Origin of the sequence: Streptomyces sp. NPDC058008 (assembly GCF_042886395.1) — a bacterium.
In the GTDB taxonomy this organism is placed as follows: domain Bacteria; phylum Actinomycetota; class Actinomycetes; order Streptomycetales; family Streptomycetaceae; genus Streptomyces.
In genome coordinates this window covers 144,353-164,443 of the sequence record NZ_JBHVQX010000019.1, presented here as the reverse complement: position 1 = coordinate 164,443, position 20,091 = coordinate 144,353, and the positions used below count along the sequence as shown (strand labels likewise).

20 protein-coding genes and 2 pseudogenes are annotated in these 20,091 nt (G+C 71.4%); 13 read left to right on the top strand and 9 right to left on the bottom strand.

Going from position 1 to position 20,091, the window contains the following annotated elements; genetic code table 11:
- Window positions 1-504: 504 nt before the first annotated feature.
- On the bottom strand, window positions 505-1,473 hold the full coding sequence (locus ACFVS9_RS20955; RefSeq protein ID WP_383119053.1) for a D-alanyl-D-alanine carboxypeptidase family protein: 969 nt from the start codon (window positions 1,471-1,473) through the stop codon (window positions 505-507).
- 889 nt (window positions 1,474-2,362) lie between these two features.
- Window positions 2,363-2,956 (bottom strand): transglycosylase SLT domain-containing protein, encoded by a 594-nt coding sequence (locus ACFVS9_RS20950; protein ID WP_383114175.1) that lies wholly within the window; start codon window positions 2,954-2,956, stop codon window positions 2,363-2,365.
- Window positions 2,957-3,787: 831 nt separating this feature from the next.
- On the opposite strand from ACFVS9_RS20950, the gene ACFVS9_RS20945 reads away from it, so the two are divergent.
- From ACFVS9_RS20945 to ACFVS9_RS20920, 6 genes and pseudogenes are all read left to right on the top strand, one after another.
- Window positions 3,788-4,138 carry an ArsR/SmtB family transcription factor gene (locus tag ACFVS9_RS20945; protein ID WP_389934347.1) on the top strand — a complete coding sequence of 117 codons (351 nt, stop codon included), beginning with the start codon at window positions 3,788-3,790 and terminating at the stop codon, window positions 4,136-4,138.
- 162 nt (window positions 4,139-4,300) lie between these two features.
- Complete coding sequence (locus tag ACFVS9_RS20940) at window positions 4,301-5,299, top strand: zinc-dependent alcohol dehydrogenase family protein (protein WP_389934344.1); 999 nt, start codon at window positions 4,301-4,303, stop codon at window positions 5,297-5,299.
- A gap of 436 nt (window positions 5,300-5,735) precedes the next feature.
- Window positions 5,736-6,458, top strand: a complete 723-nt coding sequence (locus ACFVS9_RS20935) for a GNAT family N-acetyltransferase (protein ID WP_389934341.1) — start codon at window positions 5,736-5,738, stop codon at window positions 6,456-6,458.
- Between the two features lie 173 nt (window positions 6,459-6,631).
- Window positions 6,632-7,036 (top strand): nuclear transport factor 2 family protein, encoded by a 405-nt coding sequence (locus tag ACFVS9_RS20930; RefSeq protein ID WP_389934339.1) that lies wholly within the window; start codon window positions 6,632-6,634, stop codon window positions 7,034-7,036.
- 44 nt (window positions 7,037-7,080) lie between these two features.
- Window positions 7,081-7,225 (top strand): annotated as a pseudogene (locus tag ACFVS9_RS20925) (SDR family oxidoreductase); the annotation flags it as partial.
- Between the two features lie 273 nt (window positions 7,226-7,498).
- Window positions 7,499-7,707, top strand: a pseudogene (locus tag ACFVS9_RS20920) (tautomerase family protein).
- A gap of 455 nt (window positions 7,708-8,162) precedes the next feature.
- On the opposite strand, the gene ACFVS9_RS20915 reads toward ACFVS9_RS20920, so the two are convergent.
- Together ACFVS9_RS20915 and ACFVS9_RS20910 are read right to left on the bottom strand one after the other, a co-directional pair.
- Window positions 8,163-8,504: a DMT family transporter gene (locus tag ACFVS9_RS20915; protein ID WP_383114180.1), complete on the bottom strand. Its 342-nt coding sequence runs from the start codon at window positions 8,502-8,504 to the stop codon at window positions 8,163-8,165.
- Window positions 8,505-8,819: a DMT family transporter gene (locus ACFVS9_RS20910; RefSeq protein ID WP_383114181.1), complete on the bottom strand. Its 315-nt coding sequence runs from the start codon at window positions 8,817-8,819 to the stop codon at window positions 8,505-8,507.
- 82 nt (window positions 8,820-8,901) lie between these two features.
- Between ACFVS9_RS20910 and ACFVS9_RS20905 the strand changes: the two genes are divergently transcribed.
- The gene (locus tag ACFVS9_RS20905; RefSeq protein ID WP_383114182.1) at window positions 8,902-9,510 is read left to right on the top strand and encodes a TetR/AcrR family transcriptional regulator; all 609 of its coding nucleotides are present in this window, start codon (window positions 8,902-8,904) and stop codon (window positions 9,508-9,510) included.
- Between the two features lie 361 nt (window positions 9,511-9,871).
- Here ACFVS9_RS20905 and ACFVS9_RS20900 read toward each other — a convergent pair whose 3' ends face one another.
- Together ACFVS9_RS20900 and ACFVS9_RS20895 are read right to left on the bottom strand one after the other, a co-directional pair.
- Window positions 9,872-10,855: a BtrH N-terminal domain-containing protein gene (locus ACFVS9_RS20900; protein WP_389934353.1), complete on the bottom strand. Its 984-nt coding sequence runs from the start codon at window positions 10,853-10,855 to the stop codon at window positions 9,872-9,874.
- 407 nt (window positions 10,856-11,262) lie between these two features.
- The gene (locus ACFVS9_RS20895) at window positions 11,263-12,201 is read right to left on the bottom strand and encodes a GlxA family transcriptional regulator (RefSeq protein ID WP_383114183.1); all 939 of its coding nucleotides are present in this window, start codon (window positions 12,199-12,201) and stop codon (window positions 11,263-11,265) included.
- Between the two features lie 211 nt (window positions 12,202-12,412).
- On the opposite strand from ACFVS9_RS20895, the gene ACFVS9_RS20890 reads away from it, so the two are divergent.
- From ACFVS9_RS20890 to ACFVS9_RS20870, 5 genes are all read left to right on the top strand, one after another.
- Entirely contained in the window at window positions 12,413-13,102 is a 690-nt protein-coding gene (locus ACFVS9_RS20890) for a DJ-1/PfpI family protein (protein ID WP_383114184.1), read from the top strand.
- A 53-nt stretch (window positions 13,103-13,155) separates the two neighbouring features.
- Complete coding sequence (locus ACFVS9_RS20885) at window positions 13,156-13,476, top strand: hypothetical protein (protein WP_389934334.1); 321 nt, start codon at window positions 13,156-13,158, stop codon at window positions 13,474-13,476.
- Between the two features lie 2 nt (window positions 13,477-13,478).
- The gene (locus ACFVS9_RS20880; protein ID WP_389934332.1) at window positions 13,479-13,946 is read left to right on the top strand and encodes a hypothetical protein; all 468 of its coding nucleotides are present in this window, start codon (window positions 13,479-13,481) and stop codon (window positions 13,944-13,946) included.
- 2 nt (window positions 13,947-13,948) lie between these two features.
- The gene (locus ACFVS9_RS20875) at window positions 13,949-14,245 is read left to right on the top strand and encodes a DUF3817 domain-containing protein (protein ID WP_383114187.1); all 297 of its coding nucleotides are present in this window, start codon (window positions 13,949-13,951) and stop codon (window positions 14,243-14,245) included.
- A 571-nt stretch (window positions 14,246-14,816) separates the two neighbouring features.
- Entirely contained in the window at window positions 14,817-15,638 is an 822-nt protein-coding gene (locus tag ACFVS9_RS20870) for a lipase family protein (RefSeq protein WP_389934329.1), read from the top strand.
- A 312-nt stretch (window positions 15,639-15,950) separates the two neighbouring features.
- Here ACFVS9_RS20870 and ACFVS9_RS20865 read toward each other — a convergent pair whose 3' ends face one another.
- Window positions 15,951-16,445, bottom strand: a complete 495-nt coding sequence (locus ACFVS9_RS20865) for an NUDIX hydrolase (protein WP_389934326.1) — start codon at window positions 16,443-16,445, stop codon at window positions 15,951-15,953.
- Between the two features lie 214 nt (window positions 16,446-16,659).
- Window positions 16,660-17,115 (bottom strand): MarR family winged helix-turn-helix transcriptional regulator, encoded by a 456-nt coding sequence (locus ACFVS9_RS20860; RefSeq protein WP_389934323.1) that lies wholly within the window; start codon window positions 17,113-17,115, stop codon window positions 16,660-16,662.
- A gap of 69 nt (window positions 17,116-17,184) precedes the next feature.
- Here ACFVS9_RS20860 and ACFVS9_RS20855 point away from each other — a divergent pair, with 69 nt between their 5' ends.
- The gene (locus tag ACFVS9_RS20855) at window positions 17,185-18,012 is read left to right on the top strand and encodes an alpha/beta fold hydrolase (RefSeq protein ID WP_389934320.1); all 828 of its coding nucleotides are present in this window, start codon (window positions 17,185-17,187) and stop codon (window positions 18,010-18,012) included.
- A 371-nt stretch (window positions 18,013-18,383) separates the two neighbouring features.
- Here the strand turns inward: ACFVS9_RS20855 and ACFVS9_RS20850 are convergent, their stop codons facing one another.
- On the bottom strand, window positions 18,384-19,760 hold the full coding sequence (locus tag ACFVS9_RS20850) for a cytochrome P450 (protein ID WP_383114192.1): 1,377 nt from the start codon (window positions 19,758-19,760) through the stop codon (window positions 18,384-18,386).
- Between the last annotated feature and the right edge of the window lie 331 nt (window positions 19,761-20,091).

Below are 20,091 nucleotides of genomic sequence, written 5' to 3'. Positions count from 1 at the left end.
TATGGGCTGGGGGGGGCCGCCGTTTTCCCGGGCGCCCCGCCCGAAGCCTCGGCACCGCGGCACACAGGACGCCGCTCTGCCGAGGAACGGCAGCGGGCGCCCAGCCTGGCGACCCTGCGAGGAGCGGTATGAGCCGGGTTCCCGTAGCCCAGGGAAACAGAGCCCAGGGTTACTTTTCCGGCGTGCCCGCAACCTCGGTCGAGGTCGGCCTCCAGGCCTCTGAGACGGTCCGCAACGTAACGAGCGTCCGGAACCTACGGATCCCACGGCCGGCCGAGCCGCTGCACGAACCGTCCGTGGATCGCGCCACTCCTCGGCCCACGGCCTGGCACCAGCGACGTCCCGCCCATGGCCGGAGAGGCGACAGGCGTGGCTGCCCGCCGCGGCAGACGCGCCGAGCCGACCCTCCGACCAGCCGACCCTCCGACCACTCAGCCACTCAGCCACTCAGCCACTCAGCCACTCAGCCACTCAGCAGCGATGATCGGCGGTGGTCAGCGGTGGTCAGCGGCTGAAGCCCCAGTCGAGCATCGTGGCCGCCTCGGTGAAGACCTTCTGGTCGGCACCGACGATCGCACCGACCAGGGTGCGGTTGTCCCGCTTGGCGGCGAAGACGAGTGAGTAGCCGGCCTCGGCGCCGCTGCCCGTCTTGATGCCGAGAGCGCCGTCGTAGCTGCTCAGCAGGTCGTTGGTGGTGTTCCAGGTGTAGTAGCGGGTACGACCGTTGGCCGCCGGGGCCTCCGTCTCGAACTGCTGGAGCTTCACGATGTCGGCGAAGACCGGCTTGAGCATCGCCCGCTGGCCGAGCTTGGCGAGGTCGCGCGCGGAGCTGCGGTTGTCGCCGTGCGAGATGCCGTCGAAGGAGTCGAAGTGCGTACCGGTCAGACCCAACTCCTGGGCATGGGCGTTCATCTGGTTCTCGAAGTCGGCGATCCGCGCTTCCTGCGTGTCCCCGTTGCCGAAGCTGTCGGCGAGGGCCATCGCGGCGTCGCCGCCGGAGGGGATCAGCATGGCGTGGAGCAGCTGACGGGCGGTCAGCGTGTCTCCGGTCTGGAGGTCGGCGGTGCTGGCCCCGTTCTCGGTGACGTAGTCCCGGTACTCCTGCTTCACCGTGATCTGCCGGTCCAGCCACTCCGGGTGCTGGAGCACCACGAGGGCCGTCATGATCTTGGTGGTACTGGCCATCGAGACGCTCTCGTCGGCCTGGGTCCCGGCCCACATCTCCCGCTCCTGGCTGCCGTCTCGGGCGTCGAGCAGGAAGGCGTTCTCGGTGGCGACGTCGGGCGCGGCCTGGTCTGCGGCGGCGGTGGCTGACGCGTCCTGGCTCTGGTCGTCCGCGGAGTGCGTGACGGTGGAGGTCGCCGCTTCGGCGAGGCCTCCGGCGGTGATCGGCAGGACGGCGCCGAACAGCGCGACGGTCGCGATGCGGGCTCCGGTGCGGTGGATGCGGTTGGGACGGGCGTGGGAACCCATATGCCTCCCCCTTTTCCCGGCGCGGGGCGCGCCGGCTCGTGACAAAAATCGTTGCGTAACGAACCTACTTGCGCACGAACAACCGTTGTCAAGATCGACATGTCATAGCCTGGTAACAGGAATCACAGCCGTGGAGATGCCGTGCAGACCCCCTGTGGGACCCATGACCTCGGTCGCGCTCAGGATCCGGGCGACCTCAGGGCGTTATGGGCACGGAGAGGCGTCGCACGGCCCGATTCGGCACGGAGGAGCGCGGATTGTTGGCGGCAGGCCCGGCCTGCAACGGTCCCTCAACCTTCTCGTAGGACCTCGCCAGGGGAGACGGGGGACGGGGCCGTGGCCGTGGTCGGCGATGCGGTCGTCCGAGGGGCCGAAGTCCTCCTGGCCGGAGGACCGTGCACAGGAGGGTGCGGAGCAACTCGCGTCAGGGCCGCACTCCTCGTCGGAAGGTACGCCCGAGGCGAGGGCCGACCGTCCTCGACGCATCGGCGGGTGGTGGCCGGCAGACGGCCCCTCTCACCCCTTGGCGGAACCGGTCCTCCCCTTACTCGCATTGCTCGCAGGCGTCGGCCACCCCGCACCGGACAGACGGGGCACACGGGTGTACGCCGCACCCGCGTCCGCCTCGCTCCCGCCTCGTGCGCAACTCGCGGAGGCGGGCAGCGGGCTGCGGGCAGCAGTCAGCTGCGCGGTGGGGCCGATCGCGGGTGTCCGGGGATGTCGGGCCGACAGTCGGGCCGACATGAGGAATGGCCGGTGGCCGGGACGGACTCGTGATGAGTCCGTCCCGGCCACCGGCCGTCGGGGGCGCCTGAGTCCCCCTGCCCGCGCCCTCGTTGTGCGGGGTGCGCGGTGGTTCCCCGGGACTCAGGCGGTTCGTGGGGCCGCCTCAGTACGCGGAGTGGACCAGGTCGATGGTGCCGTAGCGGTGGGCGGCGTAGTTGGCGGAGGCGACGATGTTGGCGACCGGGTCGTACTGGTCGTTCTTCGTGCCGTCCACGTGGAACCGCTCGAAGGTGGGCTTGATGATCTGGAGCAGACCCTTGGAGGGCACACCTGCGCGGGCGTTGACGTCCCAGTTGTTGATGGCGCGGGGGTTACCGGAGGACTCGCGCATGATGTTGGAGTGCAGGCCCTTGTAGCTGCCCGGGATGCCCTTGGCGTGCATGATGTCCAGCGACGTGCGGATCCAGCCGTCGAGCTGGTTGCCGTACTTCTTGACACCCTTCTTCTGGATGTCGGCCACGGACGCGGCCTTGATCTCGCTGGCGGACTTGGTCTTGGCGGCGGACTTGGCCGTGGCCGCGAGGTGATCGGCCTGCGCGGAGACGGCCGCGGCGGCGGTGACGGACTGCGCGGGCTTGACCTGGCTGTCCGCGTGCGCCTGGGGCACGAGGGTCAGGGCGAGGGCGGCGGCACCGGCGGTGGCGATCGCGGCGGTCGTGGTGGTACGGAGCTTCAGGGCACGGCGAATGGCAGTCATGGGTTACCTCTCCAAAGGGGGAACGGCATGGGGAGGCCGACTACAGGGTGTGTGTCGGCGACACGGTGATGTGCGGACCACTGCGTCCGCCGCGTGTCATTGGGGCCGGTGTCTGGAGGGGGGCACTGGGCTTGGTGTTCTGGTTGCCCGTGGCCCGGTCCGGCGCTCGGCTCCCCGGTACGTCCACCACCATGGGGAACCGCCCCCCGCCGCCGCAACCATGTGATCTGCGAAAAGGCTTCGTAGAAGAGTGGCGGGACGAGGTCCGGCACCAGTACTGGCAGGCATCCGCGCGACCGGCGGCTACTACCGGACCCGGCCTGTGACCCACGCCCTATGCGTCACTTCACAGAATCAGGGCATTTTCGGCTTTACGGATATACCGACTACTCCACGCACAGCAGCGGCCCCCTTACTCCGCGCTCATCTTTCGCGCGCCTCGGGACGCGGGAGTCGGGCGTATCGCCGGCCGACGCACCCGGCCGCGGGCACTCGGCGGGCTCCGCACACCTCCGGCCGCCACGCGCAGCCCGCGGGTACGCGGCGCCCTGCCCGTGGGACGGGTGGGTGCACAAGGCTGCGACGGGCCCCGCCCCTGAAGCCCTGTGCGCGCCCGGCCTTCCGCGTACCCACGACCGTCAACCACCCGGAGCACCCCGGCGAGCAGCATGCACTTCCCACCGGCACCGCCCCGCCTCCCGCAGGGGCACCGGGGGCACGAGCACCGGCGGGCGCAGGCCCCCGCGCCGACGCGGCCCGTCACTTCGATGGCGGCCGTACTCTTGGACGGCCCATACGCCGCCCGCCGCCCGCCGCCCCGAGGAGTCGACCGTGGCACGCCCCCGCACCGCCGCCAGGACGGTGGATCACCCCGACCTGGCACACGTGGCCCTACAGCAGGTCCTGGAAGCGCTGGTGGACCCGGTACGCCGGTCGGTGGTGGCCCAGCTCGCGCGGAAGGGCGAGGACATGAGCTGCGGCACGTTCGAGGCTCCGGTCGCGCTCTCCACCCTCACGCACCACTTCAACGTGCTGCGCGAAGCGGGCGTGATCCGGCAGTACTACGCGGGGACGATGAAGATGAACACGCTCCGCGCCGACGAGATGGAGGAGCGGTTCCCCGGCCTGCTCCCGGCCGTGATCGCCGCCTGCGGGGCGGAGGCCGGCGAGGACGCCGCCTGATCGTGGCGGACCCGGGAGGTACACACTTTGATGGGCATCGAAATTTGACGCCCATCGAATCTCGGTGCAGGGTCAAGGAGGAGGCCGGTCCGGCATCGGCGCCCCCGCCACATCGCCCGCACCGCCCGTCGCCCGCACCGAGGCCGTACCGAGGAGTCACGTATGAACCGCGCCGTCCGTTTCCATGAGACCGGGGGACCCGAGGTCCTGCGCCTGGAGGAGGTCCCCCTTCCCGAGCCCGGGCCGGGCGAGGTCCTGATCCGCACCCGGGCACTGGGGCTGAACCGGGCGGAGTCGATGTTCCGGCTGGGCCAGTACGGCGTCGACCCCGTCCTCCCCTCCGGTGTCGGGTACGAGGCGGCCGGGGTCATCGAGGCCCTCGGCGAGGGTGTGAACGGGCTGAGCGTGGGCGACGAGGTCAGCGTGGTGCCGTCCTTCGCCATGACCGACTACGCCGTGCACGGGGAAGCGGTCCTCGCCCCCGCCCACGCGGTCGTCACCCATCCGGAACGCCTCTCCTTCGAGGAGGCGGCCTCCGTGTGGATGCAGTTCATCACCGCTTACGGCGGCCTCGTCGACCTCGCGGGCGTCCGCGCCGGCGACACCGTCCTGATCTCCGCGGCCTCCAGCAGCGTGGGGCTCGCGGCCATCCAGATCGCCCACATGGCAGGCGCCCGCGCCATCGCCCTGACCCGTACCGGCGCCAAGCGCCGGCAGCTCCTCGACGCCGGCGCCGACGAGGTCATCGCCACCGCCGAGGAGAACGTCGCCGCCCGCGTGCGGGAGGTGACCGGCGGCCAGGGAGCCCGGGTCATCTTCGACCCCGTCGGCGGAACAGCCCTGGCCGATCTGGTCACCGCCGCTGCCCACGAAGCCCACATCGTCCTCTACGGCCTGCTCGACCGCACGCCCACGCCCCTCGACGTCGGCGAGGTCCTCTTCAAGCACCTCACGATCCGCGGCTTCGAGCTCTTCGAGATCACCACCGACGACCGGCGCCGCGCCGAAGCGGTCGCCTTCGTGGCCGACGGCCTCGCCAAGGGCGAGCTGACCCCCACGATCGACAGGACGTTCCCCCTGGAGGACATCGCCGAGGCCCACCGGTATCTGGAGGCCGGCGGGCAGGTCGGCAAGATCGTCGTCACGGTCCCCGCCGGCTGAACACCCCGCACGGGCAGGACGTCAGTCACCCAGGGGCAGGACGAAGCCGCACAGGGTGAAGCCGTACCCCCGGCGGGAAGCCGAGGCGTGCCTGCCACCCGAGCCGGAACGGCCGGCACGCATCGCCAACACCCATCCGTCACGGGCCGGAACGGCCAACCCCCACCCGCTGTCCATTCGTCACCCGCCAGGACACCACCTCGTTCAACAGGGCCTCCTGGCAAGGGACTTGCCCGACTCCGGCTGTCCACTGCCAGCCGCCCCGAAACCGGCCCCGTATGAACGCCCGGCCTGCGGGTGTGCGGGGAGACCGGCTCATGACCGATGGCTCCGGGCCTCGAACCGCTCGGCCTGCGCGATCATCGAGGAAGCGGGTACCGGCCGGGCCGGGGCCCGCGTGCCGGGAGATCCACGTCCACGAAGTTGAGGGAGCAGCATGGTGACGAACGTTGACGAGTCGGTGCTCGACGATCCGGTGGGCCGGTCGCTGAGCGGGCCGCACGCCCATCTCGCCCGGCGCGTCGGCCGCGCTGCCACCTATCTCGCGGATGTGGCGACCTTCTGCGCCGTGTCCACCGATCCGGGCGACGGGGACTGGGCGGACCTGGCCGAGTTGCTCGGCCCGGGCGCCTTCGCCGACATGTTCAGCTCTCCGGCCGTCCCGCCGCCCGGCTGGGAGCCCGTCTTCACTCTCGAAGGCCGCCAGATGATCTGGCCCGGTGACGGCCCGCCCGGCGCCCCGGACGACGAGCCCGGCACAGGCGTGGTCGAGCTGGGCCAGGACGACGTGCCCGAGATACTCGATCTCGTCGCACGGACCCAGCCTGGCCCGTTCTGGCCCCGCACCCGGGAACTCGGCACGTACCTCGGCGTCCGGGCCGACGGCGCCCTGGTGGCGATGGCGGGTGAACGCCTGCGGCCCCCGGGCTGGACCGAGATCAGCGCCGTCTGTACGGTCCCCGAGGCGCGTGGACGAGGGCACGCCGCCCGTCTGGTCGGTGCGCTCACCGCTCGTATCGTGGCGCGCGGAGAACGCCCCTTCCTGCACGTGGCCGAGGCGAACACCACCGCGACCGCACTGTACGAGCGCCTCGGCTTCAAGACCCGCGGGCAGGTGACCTTCCGTGGGTTCACCACCCCGGACCGTCCACGCTCCTGAGGCTTCCGCGAGGTCTGCCGGAGCGAGTGCCGGGCGCGTCCGGCCACCGGTACGGGGGGCGGCTCCCGGCACCTACCCGCCAAAGGGTGGACCGGGCTGCCCGGCACAGCCCGGCTCCGTGCCGATCGTGGCCCGGACTCCCTAGGCTGTCACCGCCACGGAAGGACGGTGCCATGGATACTGACTCCCGGATCAGGGCCGCGATCGAGGAGCACTGGCAGGCCTCCGAACGCGGGGACACGGAAGTCGAGCACGCCATCTACACCACGGACGCCGTCCTGGACTACCCGCAGTCAGGAGAGCGCTTCCGCGGCCGGGCGGCGATCTCGGCCCAACGCGGCGGGCATCCGGCCGACCGGCACTTCGCCGTCCAGCGGATCACCGGCCGTGCGAATCTGTGGGTCAGCGAATGCCTCATCACCTACGACGGCGCCCCTTCCTACTCGGTGAGCATCATGGAATTCGCTGATCAGCGGGTGGTACGGGAGACCCAGTACTTCGCCGACCCGTTCGGCGCACCGGCCAGGCGCGCCACGCTCGCGGAACCGATGCCGGGCCGGACGATCGCCGAAGCCTGACCCCACGGCCGTACCCGCCCAGCCGGTTGACCAGCCGTTTCCGGTTTCCTGGTTACGGCGCGTACGCGGCGAGCGAAGCCGCCGTCGAGTCGATCACGCTCATCCTCGCCCGCGAGCTGCGCGGGCGGGACATCACCGTGAACACCGTCGCCCCCGGCCCTACGGCCACAGACCTGTTCCTCGAAGGCTCCGCGGCGTCGACCTGCCCCGCGAGGAACGCACCTCCCGCGCCCAGGTCGGCGGCAGCCGTGGCGGCGGGCTGGTGTCGGCCCTGTACGACCGGTTCCGCGCGGAGTTGGCCCACGGCCCCGGTAGCGGGGAACGGCTGACTCTCCGCTTCAGCCCCTGACCACGTCGGCATCAGCCGAGAGAGGCAGCCCCGTCTGCCACACACATGCTCGGACAGGCTCCCCGGACACGTAGGTCCGCGTCACGGACGATCCCACCCAAGGAGAAACACTCATGCCTTTCGCCGACTTCAAGGTTCCCGCAGGCACCGTCACCGCCGAGGACAAGAAGAAGATCATCGAGCGCACCACCGACCGGTACGCGGAGATCTACGGTGGACGGGCCGCCCCACCACCGTCGTACTGATCGACGGGGTAGCTGACGGCGGCTGGGGAGTCGCCGGAAACGTCCTGACCGCCGCCATGCTCAACGGCGACCTCTGACCTCCGGCGGCGGTGGGGGTACGGCGCCACGGAGCCGGCCCTCCACCGTCGCTGCCCGGCGGTGGGGGCGAAGCGGGACCAGGCTGCGGCTCGGACGCGCGGTACTTCCACGTCGTCCATGCGAACCGTCAGGGTCGGGTGTGGCGTGAGGGGTTCACCACCAGGAGGCGGCGAACCCCCGGTCGGTCCAAGGTGACCGGGGGGGCGAGCCGAGGGCCTCGGCGGGTTCGCCCGCCGTGCCGCGGCTCGGGTGGGGCGGTCCGGCCGTCCGCGCGCAGCCGGCCGTCGGTGTCATACGACCCGGAACACCGACAACTCCACCTCAGGACAGGGGATCAGCCCGGTCACCCACCACCCCGCCCCTCAGCCCCTCAGCGCACCTTGCGCCGGTCCTGGTCACGTGTCGGTACCCACGCGCAGGGTGGCCGAGGGCTTTCCGTACGACGGCGGCGCGCTCATGTCGCCTCCGTCTTCGCGGCGTGCGGCTTGAGCAGTTTGAGGCCAACGATGCAGATGACGATGCCGGACAGGAACAGCAGCTTGAGGACGCTGACCGTCTCGCTTCCGGTGGCCATGGCCCAGGTGACCGTCAGCGCGGCGCCGGATCCGCTCCAGATGGCGTAGGCGACGCTGATCGGGATGTGCTTCGTGACGTAGGCCAGCGTGGCCATGCTCACGGCCAGGGCGGCAAAGAACACGAGGGTCGGGACCGCCTCGGTGAAGCCGTTGCTCGCGCCCAGCGCGGTGGCCCATACGGCCTCCAGCCCAGCGCTGACGAACAGGATGATCCAGGGCATTCAGCTCACCGCCTTCAGTCCGATGACACAGCCGATCAGGCCGGCCAGCAACGCCGCTCGCAGGGGAGTCAGCTTGTCCTGCCGCCGTGCGGCAGCGATCAGGACCGTCAGCACGGCGCCGATGCCGACCCAGACCGCGTAGGCGGTGCCGACGGGCAACGACCCCATGGCGTAGGCCAGCCCGGCCATGCTCAGGACCAGGGCGACGGCGAAGAGGGCGGTCGGCCCAGGCCGCCTGAAGCCCTGCGTCGCCCCGAGCGCCGTGGCCCAGACGGCCTCCAGCACTCCTGCTGCGATCAGTACGATCCACGCCATCGCGTGGCCTCCCATCGTTTTCGTACGACTGTGCTGAAACCAGGTATAGCACGTTTCCGCACGGCTGTGCGACTATGGGGTCATGCCCCGAGCACTCGACGCAGAAGAACGGAACCGCCTCGTCTCCGAGGCGGCCTGGAAGGTCCTGGTCCGCGACGGCATCACCGCCTTGTCGGTGCGCAGGATCGCCGCCGAGGCCGGACTGCCGCCCAGTTCCCTGCGCTACACCCTGCCCACGCAGGCCAGCGTGCGGATCAAGGCGTACGAGACGGTCGTGGCGCGCATCACGGCGCGCACCACGGCGATTCCCGAGGACGACGGTCAGTGGGCCAGGAAGATCCTGCTGGAGCTGTTGCCCCTGGACGAGCAACGGCATCTGGAGATGGAGGTCTCCCTCACCCTGGGCACAGCCGCGATGACGGATCCGGCCCTGCACCAGACCCACCGAGCCGCCCACCGGGCCGTCCGGGAACTGTGCGGGCAAGCGGTCCGGACCCTGCTCCAGGACACCGACGACGTCTCCGTGGAGACCGACCGGCTGCACGCCATGATCGACGGTCTGGCCCTGCACCTCGTCCGCCAGGAGCCGGGCAGCGACACCCTCTGGGCCGTCCGGGCCCTCGACGCCCACCTCGCCCAGCTCGGCGCAGTCGGTCCGGCAGCCCCGGCTACGGCGTCCAGGGGCGAGTGACCCGCCGGCGGACACCGAAGGGGCATCACGACAGCGTTCGGCGTCATGTCAGTCACCTGGCACCGGCGCCGGGGCGACGCGGTGCTCCGGGAACGGACCGGGGCGGGGTCGGCGCGATGCCGTTACCGCTCGGCCTGGTATCTCACCGGCCGCCCCGGGCGACTCCGTCACGAGACCGCCCCGCGCGACGGCCGGCCTGTCGTCGTCGGCGGCGCCGTCGCACCCGTTCGTCGGCAACTGACGGGCGACTGCCTCGACATGGCCGCTCCGGCCGGGGACCTGCCGGCGCCGGAGCGGCCGTCGGCGGCGGCGCAGCCTGCCCCGCTCGGTCCCGACCCTCGTCCCGGAGGGTCCGCGCCCTTCAGAGCGCGCTGAGCGCCCTCATCGCCTCGCGTTCGACGCGCGAGAGCTCGTGGAGGATGGCGCCGGCCCGTACGAGGCTCTTCGTGTCGCCGGTTTCGCCCGCTGCCTCGATGAGTTCGGCAACCTGTGTCCAGAGGACGGCAGCCTCGGCATACAGGCGGTGGCCGGTGCGCAGGTGGCTGCTGTCGATCAGCTGGACACACTCGGCGAGGAAGTCCCGCTGGAGGTTGCGGAACAGGGCACCGCCGGTACCGGCCCTCTCCATGAGGGCCGCGGCCCGTGGCAGGTCCACCTGCGGATCGCCGCTGCGTTGCAGCCACTTCGGCACCTGCCCGGCGGTCTTCTCGATCCCGCGATGGCCCAGGTTCGCGATGGGCGGGTGCAGGAAGGCGTCGGCGGACCTCTTGATCGCGGGGATGATCCGGTCCTGCGGCAACGCCGACGTGGCGGGCACCGTGACGGTGAAGGAACGGTGCCTGGCGGTCATGGGACCACGTTCGGCCCTGGCTCTGGCCAGGCCGGCGAGGCCGGTCGAGACGGCTCCGCCCTGCGGGGCGGTGTCCACCAGGTAGGCGTCCTGGTCGTCGTAGCCGTACATGGCCACGACGTGCCCGCCGAAGTGCACCGTGGTGGTGAAGTAGTCCAGGTGGTAGCTGTCCAGTTGTAGCCCGACCGGCCGGCCCGCGTCGATGGGGGCCGCCACGTTCTGCCACGCCTTGCGCGGCGAGGTGGTCTCCGCGACGAGCAGTTCGAGCCCGAGTACGGCGGCCAGGTTCCTGGTGAGCTCGAACGGTCTGACCCTGCCTCCCAGGAAGGGAAAGCCCATGGCCCTGCTGTCCCAGTAGATGAAGGACAGGCCGGAGCCGAGGCCGAACAGCATGGGCTCGGACAGATCGAGGCCCTCGTGCCGCAATAGCACACCCAGCGCCGTCGTCTCACAGTGCTGCGCGCCGCGGACATCGATGTTCTTCACCAGGGCCATGTCGCTCATTCTCCTCCCCGGCCCGATGACGACCCGGCAGACGAGCACACCGGCCACCGCGTGCGCGCGTAGTCCGGCCGGACAGGCCACGGCCGCTTACGCTCGCGATCCGCACCGCGTGTTCGCCACCGTCAGGGAGGCCCCGAGGCGTCCGGGACCGCGCTCGGCCAGACGCCCGTCTGAATCCTGCTGGGCCCGTGTCCCCTCGGCCGGGGGTGCTCTCCTCCCGATGCCCCGCAACGGGTATCGGTTCGCTCGGCCTGCGGTGTCGGGTCGCACCCGGGGACGGTGTTCACGCTGGTGAGCCTGCGGGCCTCGCGTACGGGCGCGTACGGGGTGGGGGCAGGCGGCCGTCGCCCGCCGTGCCGGGCCCTCTCCTCGTGCGGTTGCCGCAGGGCCACCTGTGGTCAGCTGAAGGCGCGGCGGTAACTGTGGGGGCTGACGCCGGTCGTCCGCTTGAACCGCTCGCGGAAGGCGGTGGGGGATCCGAATCCGACCTGGGCGCCGATGCGTTCGACGGAGTGGGGTGTGGTCTCCAGGAGGTGCTGGGCCTGGCGGATGCGTGCGCGGTGGAGCCACTGGAGAGGGGTGGATCCGGTCTGTTCGCGAAAGCGCCTGATCAGGGTGCGGGTGCTGGTGCCGGCGTGGGCGGCGATCTCGGGGAGCGTGAGGTCGGAGCTCAGGTTCTCCTGGAGCCATGCCAGCAGCGGTTCGAGTGTCGATCCGCGGGGGGCGGGCGGGTGCGGGTGGACGATGAACTGCGCCTGTCCGCCCTCGCGTTCGAGGGGCATGACGGACAGCCGGGCGGCGTCGGCCGCGACGGCTGAGCCGTAGTCGCGGCGGATCATGTGCAGGCACAGGTCCAGGCCCGCGGCGGCGCCGGCGGAGGTGAGGATCTGGCCGTTGTCGACGTACAGGACATCGGGGTCCACCTCGATGTCCGGGTGGGCCGAGGCCAGGAGGTCGGCCGCGATCCAGTGGGTGGTGGCACGCAGGCCGTCGAGGAGCCCGGTTGCGGCCAGGGGGAAGGTCCCCGAGCAGATGGAGGCGATGCGCGTGCCGTCGGCGGCGGCTGCGCGCAGCGCGTCGCGGACGGCACCGGGAAGGGGTGCGGCGGGGTCGGCGGTGCCGGGGACGATGATCGTGTCCGCCGCCGTGAGGGCGTCCAGTCCCCAGGGCGCGCGCAGGGTGAAGGCACCGGCATCGACCTCGGGCCGTTCGGCGCAGACGCGGACCTGGTAGCCGGGGCGTCCGTCGGGCAGACGGGTCCGGGAGAAGACCTCGATCGGGGTGGACAGATCGAAGGGGATCACCTGGTCCAGGGCCAGGACGGCAAGGGTGTGCATGGCAGAAAGCTACCTGCTCCCCGACCTCTCTCACCCTGGTCTCCGGGCCAGTGATCTGCGGTTCCGGCAGTTCAGAGCCCTGAAGACCGTGTTGGCGTTTTTCCGTCGGAAGGTGTCACGAATGCCACTTGGGGGCGGTGCGGCGGCCGCTTAGCGTCGGAAGCGACTCCGGTACGGACCGGATTCCGGCCATCTGCGAAGGAACGTCCTCATGCACGTCCAGATCATCCTGTTCGACGGCTTCGATCCGCTCGACGTCGTCGCCCCCTACGAGGTGCTGTCCGCCGGCGGCACGGCGTCCGGCGGCGCGGTGAGCGTGGAGCTGGTCTCCGCGGAAGGGCCGCGCGAGGTGGTCAGCGGCACCGGGGGCCTGGCCCTGCGCGCCACCGGCGCCCTGGACCCCGCACGCGCGGGCCTGATCCTGGTCCCGGGCGCCTCGGGCCGGGTGGGAGAGCCCGGCGAGACCCCCGGCCACACGGTGGGGGCCGGGGAACGGCGGCAGGACGAGTCCGTTCCCGTACTGCTGGGGCGCACCCTGACGACCGAGCTGCCCGCCCTGCTGAAGGCGGCGATGGGAAATCCTGAGGTGACGATCGGCGCGGTGTGCGGCGGCTCGCTCGTCCTGGCCATGGCCGGCCTGCTGGAGGGCCGCTACGCCACCACCCACCCCATGGGCCTGGACTTGCTCGACGCGACCGGCGTCCACGCGGTCAGGGCCCGCGTCGTCGACGACGGCGACCTCGTCACCGGGGCCGGTGTCACCTCCGGCCTCGACCTGGGCCTGTACCTGCTGGAGCGCATGGTCGGCCCCCGGATCGCGCACGCCGTCGAAGAACTGTTCGCCCATGAGCGCCGCGGCACCGTCTGGCGCCACCTGGGCCCCGCGCCCGCCGGCCTGTGACCTCGTCCGTGCCGCCCCGTACCCGACCCGAACCCCCGAGGAAGAGCAGCATCATGGCCGCAGAAGGCGTCTGGGACCTGTCCGTCTCCACCCCGATCGGGACGATCGAAGCCGTGGTCGAATTCGCCCGGCGGGACGGTGTCCTGACCGGGACCGCCCTGGGGGCGGGAGAGCGCGTCGCGCTCCGCGACCTCCGTCTGGAGGGTGGCCTGCTCACCTGGAAGCAGGCCGTCACCAGGCCACTGCGTCTCGACCTGGCCTTCACGGTCACGCTCGACGGCAGCACACTGACCGGCACGTCCAGGGCCGGACGTCTTCCGGCCTCGAAAGTCACCGGCCGACGCCGTGCCGTCCCCGCGGCAGCGAGCCACTGACCATGACGAAACTGTTCCTGTCCCTGCACGTCCTGGCGGCGGTGCTGGCCATAGGACCGGTCACGGTCGCCGCGAGCATGTTCCCCCGGGCGCTGCGCCAGGCGCACAGCGCCCCCGGTGACATCGAGGCGCTCGCCGGCCTGCGCACCCTGCACCGCATCTGCCGCGTCTACGCCGGCATCGGCATCGCGGTGCCCCTCTTCGGGTTCGCCACGGCCGGCACCCTGGGCGTCCTGGGCAGCGGATGGCTGATCACCTCGATCATCCTGACCGCCGCGGCCGCCGCCGTCCTGGGCCTGCTGATCCTGCCCGTGCAGGAGAGCGCCCTCACCGCCGCGCAGGCCCCCGATCCCGGCCCCGGCGTTCCCCCCGCCGCACGACTCGCCATGCTCACCGGCCTCTTCAACCTGCTGTGGGCCACCGTCACCGTTCTGATGATCGTCCGCCCCGGCTCCACCACGGGGGCCTGACCGTGCCCGTACGCCCCCTGCGCCTTCTGCGCGTCGCAGCGCACACCGAACTCGTCTCACTGGTCATCATGCTGGCCAACCTCGCCACCGCCCATCTCCGGCCCGTCTCCTCCCTGATGGGCCCCACCCACGGCTGCGCCTACCTGTTCGCCGTGGTCGCGACCTGGCGCCTGGCCCCGGCCACGACCACCACCAAGGCCATCGCCGTCCTTCCCGGCGTCGGCGGCCTCCTCGCGCTGCGCCGGCTGCGCTCCGCCGGCGTCACGGACCGGCCGGGCAAGGACCCCGTCCTGCCCTGAGGGGCCACGCCCCTCACACCTGCGCCGAGGAGGTGTGAACGAGCGCCCGGCGGTCCGGGGCGCGGCGGAGCCGGCCGCACCCGGCACGTGGACGGGCGTGCCGGGCCGGTCAGCCTCGTCGGGGTCGGGTCCGGGTACGAACGGGGATCAGGGCCGATGTGGCCCGGGGCGCCTTGGCGTCCCGGGCACACGGCATTCGCCACGGGCCGGTCCGGGCAGGCCGGGGGCGCCCGAGCCCGAGGTGCTGCGACGCCCCCAGAACCCGGGCGGCTTCGGGGCGGGCCCCGGTGGTGCGGCGCCCTGCGGTGGGTGAGGAGGTTCCCCGGCGGACGTACCGGGGACGCCGGCGGTGTCGGAGGCCGACGGTTCCCGGCATACCCGCACGGGACATGTGACCGGCCCGTGCCTGGGCGGGCTCCCGGCCCACCCGGCGGCGGCGAACGGATGGCGCGTCACGCCGTTGCGGCGCGCGTCGCGGGCCGGCCGGGTGCGGGCCGATAGGAAAGGGGGGACCAGGCGCCTGGCGGAGGTCGTGCGGGCGTTGCCGCAGTCACGTTCGAGGAGACAGCGCGTGTCCGTACCGCTCATGATCGATCATCAGACCACGGGTTACAGCCTCGCTCACGCGTACTGGTTGGCCAAGGCCTCCGATCTGGCGTACAAGGACGAGGCGACGGTCGAGGAGCAGGTACGCGCATGGGGGTTCGACCGTCTGCGTCATCACGAGACCCGTTTCAGCCCGCCCTTTCCTCTGCAGGACACGCAGGCGTACACGGCCGCCAGCGACCGCATGATCATCATCGCCTTCCGGGGTACGGAGCCGGTCCAGATCAAGGACTGGCTCTCGGACATCACGACTCCGCCCGTTCCCGGGCCCGCCGGAACCGGTTACATCCACCACGGCTTCGGCGAAGCACTCGATTCGATCTATTCCGAGGTCAAGAGCGCTCTGGCGGAGTTCCGGAACAACGGGCAGAGCGTGTGGTTCACCGGGCACAGTCTGGGCGGTGCGCTGGCCCTGCTCGCCGGAGCGCGCACGTATCTCGAGGAGCCCCGCCTGGCTGCGGACGGGGTGTACACGTACGGGCAGCCACGTGTGTGTGACCGGCTGCTGGCCGCTGCCTGCAACAAGGGCTTCAAGGACCGTATCTACCGGTTCGTCAACAACAACGACATCGTTCCGCAGATGCCTCCGGAGCCCGTGTTCACGCACGTCGACGCGCTGCGTTACATCGACTCCCGTGGGAAGCTGCACGCGTCGATGCCACTGGTCGGCGGACTGGCCGACCGGGCCCGGGGCCTGACCGCGGACGTGCTGGCCCCGGCCGGTGACGGGGTGCGCGACCACTTCATGCACAACTACGTCAGCGCCCTGGAGAAGAACCTGGCCTGACCCCCTCTCCCCCACCCGACCGCCGAGGCGCACCGGCAGAACCATCCAGGGCGTGCCCGCGGGTCTGCCGCTCACGGCACACGCCCACCTGCCCCCTGCGTTCGGACGACGCAGCCGTCCCTGTGCGACTCCTCGGCGTCAGGCCCTCTTGCGTTCACACGACGCAGCCGTCCCTGCGCAGTTCCTCGGCGTCAGCCCTTCGCGGCCGAGCGGCGGGCCGTAGGGCCGCCGCGGCGGCACACTGCTGCGGTGACTGGTCGATCGCGGGGGCCGGGTGGCTGCCGGGCGGCCCACGTGGACGTTCGTGGTGCCTCAGTGCTGGACCATTCCGACGACCGGGACGGGAGCGACGTGGCCGGTCGCCGGCACGGTGAGTGCCAGGGCGAGGCCGATGTCGACCAGGGACGACCGGCGGAGGCGCGCGACCTCGGGGAAAGGGGTCCACACCGACTCGACGATGTCGCCGTTCGGTTCGGGCCGGAGCCGGCCGCCGGTGATGCGGACCCGGTAGAAGACGCCGACGTTCTGGTGCACGGTTCCCGCACGTGCGACAGCCGCGGGGACCACTCTCGAGTCCACGCCCAGCAGGCGTTCGACCACTGCGTCGCAGCCGGTCTCCTCGGCAACCTCCCGGATCACCGCGTCGAAGGGATCCTCCGCGTGCTCGACCCCACCGCCTGGAAGGGTCCAGTTCCCTGACGCGAGACGGGCGAGCAGCAGCCGCCCGTCCTCGATGCACACGGCGTACGCCGCCAGCCGGAAACTGCCCTGCTCACGCTCGCCCGTACCATCCGTCTCGTGTCTCATCGGGTCATCCTGGCCTGCTTCCACCGGGCATGCGCAACCGGATTACCTGTGCCCGTTCGCAGCCCTTGGGGCCTGTACGCGCCCTCAAGGTGACGGCCGCCCCCGTGCCCCGCGATCCGATCGCGCTGTGGCCGTACGACCGTACGCAGGCCGACGGCGGTGCGGACGTGCCTCCTGTCCTGCGGGAACCGTCGCACCGTGGCGCCGAGACCGATCAGGCGGGACGCGTCCCGCCGGCGGACTCCAGCACCGAGGCGAGGAAGCGGCGTACCGTCTCCAACTCGCCCTCCTCGAACCCTTCGGCGGCCCTCACCACCTCACCGATCACCGGCCCGAAGAAGGCCCGTCCGAGCTCCGTGGCCTTTTCCTCCACTTCCAGCAGCACACGTCGCCGGTCGGCCGTGTCCCTGCTGCGCCGGACCAGGCCGAGCCGCTCCAGCCGGTCCACCAGGGCGGTGGTACCGGCCGAGTTCAGGCGCAGTTGCCCGCCGAGCCACCCGGGGGTGGCGGGGGTACCGGACCGCGCGGCGTCCAGCAGGTGGATCAGCGCGCGTACGTCGGTGGGATGCAGTCCCTGTCGCGCGGCGAACTCGGCACCGAGCAGGTCGAACTCCACGGTCACCGCCCGCAGCAGGTGCACCAGCCCCATCGCCGGACTCTGATCGTCCATGCCCATTCCCTCCGATCGGGACGTATTATCTCGCTGAACGAGATTATCGTTGAGCGAGAGGAGTGTGTCGTGCCCCCGTCCGCTTTCGACCTCGCCTACGACGAGTTCCGCGCCCGCTGGCCCGCGTCCACCGAGGAACGCGACGTCGCCACGCCGTACGGGCGTACCAGGGTCCACGTCCACGGGCCTGTCGACGGCAGCCCCTTGGTACTGCTTCCCGGCGGCTCGGCCACCGGCTTGGTCTGGCTCGCCAACGCGGCCGTTCTCGGGGAGCGTTACCGGGTCCACGCGGTTGATCTGCTGGGCGACGCGGGCCGCACCGAGAACCGGGGTACACCGTTGAAGGGCGCCGACGATCTGACGGCCTGGCTGGACGCGCTCCTGGACGGGCTCGGCCTCGCCCGCACACACCTGTGCGGTCATTCGTACGGTGCCTGGCTGGCCGTCAGATATGCCCTGCACGCCCCTCAGCGGGTCGACCGCCTCGCCCTCGTCGATCCCACGCAGGTCTTCGCCGGGTTCCGTCCGGGGTACCTGCTGCGCGCGCTGCCGACGCTGATCCGGCCGGGCGAGACCCGTGCCCGCGCCTTCCTGGCCTGGGAGACGGCAGGTGCCCACCCGGACGAGGCCTGGCAGCGCCTCTACGCGCTGGCCACCACCGTTCCCGGCCGCAAGCTCGTCACCGGAGGCCGCCCCCGGGCGGCCGGCCTCCGGATGCCGGTGCTGGTCCTGCTCGGGGAGCGCAGCCGCGCCCATCGCGCCGCCAAGGTCGCGGAGAGGGCCCGCCGCACGCTTCCGCGGGCCGAGGTGGAACTGCTCCCCGGAGCCACCCACCACTCCCTGCCGCTCGCCGCGCCACAGCGGCTGAACGACCGGCTGGGGGAGTTCCTGCGCTGACGGGCCCGGCCGACGCACCGGTCCGTCGCGACCCCCGGCTTGTCACCCGGCCCCCGCTGCCGAGGCCCGTCGGGTGCGCGGCGGGACACCTCGTCCACGACGCCGCGGCAAGAAGGACGAGTCCGCTCGGTCACGGTGGCAGGGGGGCGCCGAGGGCCACACGCCGCGGCCGAAGGGTGCCGTCGCCCGGACGTGCGGTTCCAGCAGTGCCGTCGCCCGGTCGTGCGGTTCCAGCAGGAGTGCGGCGGGGGCGGGCTCCCGGACGCACCCGACAGGGCCGACCGGGAGGTTCCCGTGGGGCGCGGTGTGTTCCCGGACCGGACGGCGCGTACGTCGCGCCCGCGCCGTCCGGCCGGGGAACGGCGGCTCGGTCAGCCGTGCTTCGGCTCCGCGGAGTCGCTTCGCCGGTGCATGGTCATCAGCAGTCTGCCGGGCCGCACGGTCGCCTGGGCGACCGGCCGTACCTCGTGCGGCGGCACCAGCTCGAAACGTGCGCGCCGGACGATGGTGGCGAGGGCGGTGACCAGTTCGGTGAGGGCGAACCGGTCACCGATGCACTTGTGCTTGCCCGCCCCGAAGGGGAGGAACGCCCCGGGTGTGATCGCCTCGGCCTGCGCCTCGTCCAGCCAGCGGTCCGGATCGAAGGCGAGGGGATCGGGGAACAGTGCGGGGTCGCGGTGCAGGGCGTGCTGGCAGTAGGCGAGTTCGGTACCTGCGGGGATCGACCACGGTCCCAGACGTGTCTGGGTGATGGTGCGGCGGGTGACGAGCCATCCGGTGTGGTGCAACCGCAGCGTCTCCCGGACGACGCGGTCGAGGTAGGGCAGACGGGGAAGGTCCGCGAACGCGATGGGCCGGTCCCCGAGGACCGTGTCGAGCTCGTCCAGGACCGCTCGTTCGATGTCGGCGTCGCGGGCGATCTCGTAGAGGGCCCAGGACAGCACGGACGCCGTGGTCTCGGTACCCGCCACGGCCAGGGTGAGGATCTCCGAACTGATCTGGTGCCCCGTCAGCGGCTCACCGGTCTCCTCGTCCGTGGCGTGCAGCAGAAGGGACAGCATGTCGCCGGTGTCCTGTCCCGACTTCTGGAGCTCGGTCACGGCCTGGTTGATGGTGGCACGCACGGCGTCCCGGGCGGCGTTGAACCGGCGGTTGAACGGGAGGGGGATCCGTTCCACCCAGTCGGGCAGCATGACGCGGGCGCCGACACCGTTCATGACCACCGAGAGGTCCTCACGCAGTCGGCGGAACGTGGCCTCGTCGAGGCTGCCCGAGAAGATCGTCTTGGCGAGCATGTCGAGCGAGAGCGCGATCATCGCCTTGTGCACGTCGAGTTGCCGGCCGGGGCGCCAGGTGTCGACGGCGGCGTCGGCCTCCGCCCGCATGATGTCGACGTAGTGGGCGATCTTCGGGCGCCCGAAGGCCGGTTGGAGCTGGCGCCGCTTGCGGACGTGGTCCTGGCCCGCCGCGGTGACGACGGAGTCCCCGAGCAGCTGGCCCATCTTCTCGAAGAAGCGGCCCTTGTCGAGACTGGGTCCGAGGTCGATCAGCATGGTGCGGATGAGGTCGGGGTCCTGCACGATCAGTGTGCGGGTTCCGGGCTGGAGGGTGATCTCGACCAGCGGGCCGTAGTGGGTGCGCAGTGAGGCGATGAAGTTGAGGTTGTCGCGTATGAGCTGTACCGCGTGACCCAGGAGCGGAACCGAACCAGCCGCTCTGGGTATGGGGGGAGGCGTTACGAGCGTCACGGGTGAATGCCACCTTTCAAGCCAGATCTTGGCGCTTTATGGCTTCCCTCGTCGTTCCGGTGGGCAATCCGCCCCGGGGAGTGGTCTACGCCACGCGGAAGGGCGTTTCAGCCCTTGCCCCGTGGGGCACGGACCGCCGTCACCCGGCACCGGTCGCGGCCGTACGAACCTCGTCGACCGGTGGTCGGGCCGGACGATGGGCGATGCGAACCAGCCGGGCCCGGGCTGGGGCGGGTGCCGGTTGTTGACGTACGTCTCAGCGGTGTGGCGTGAGCGGCGACGCCGACGGGGCGTAGCGGATCCATCGGGACAAACGCGTGGGAGTGGGGGC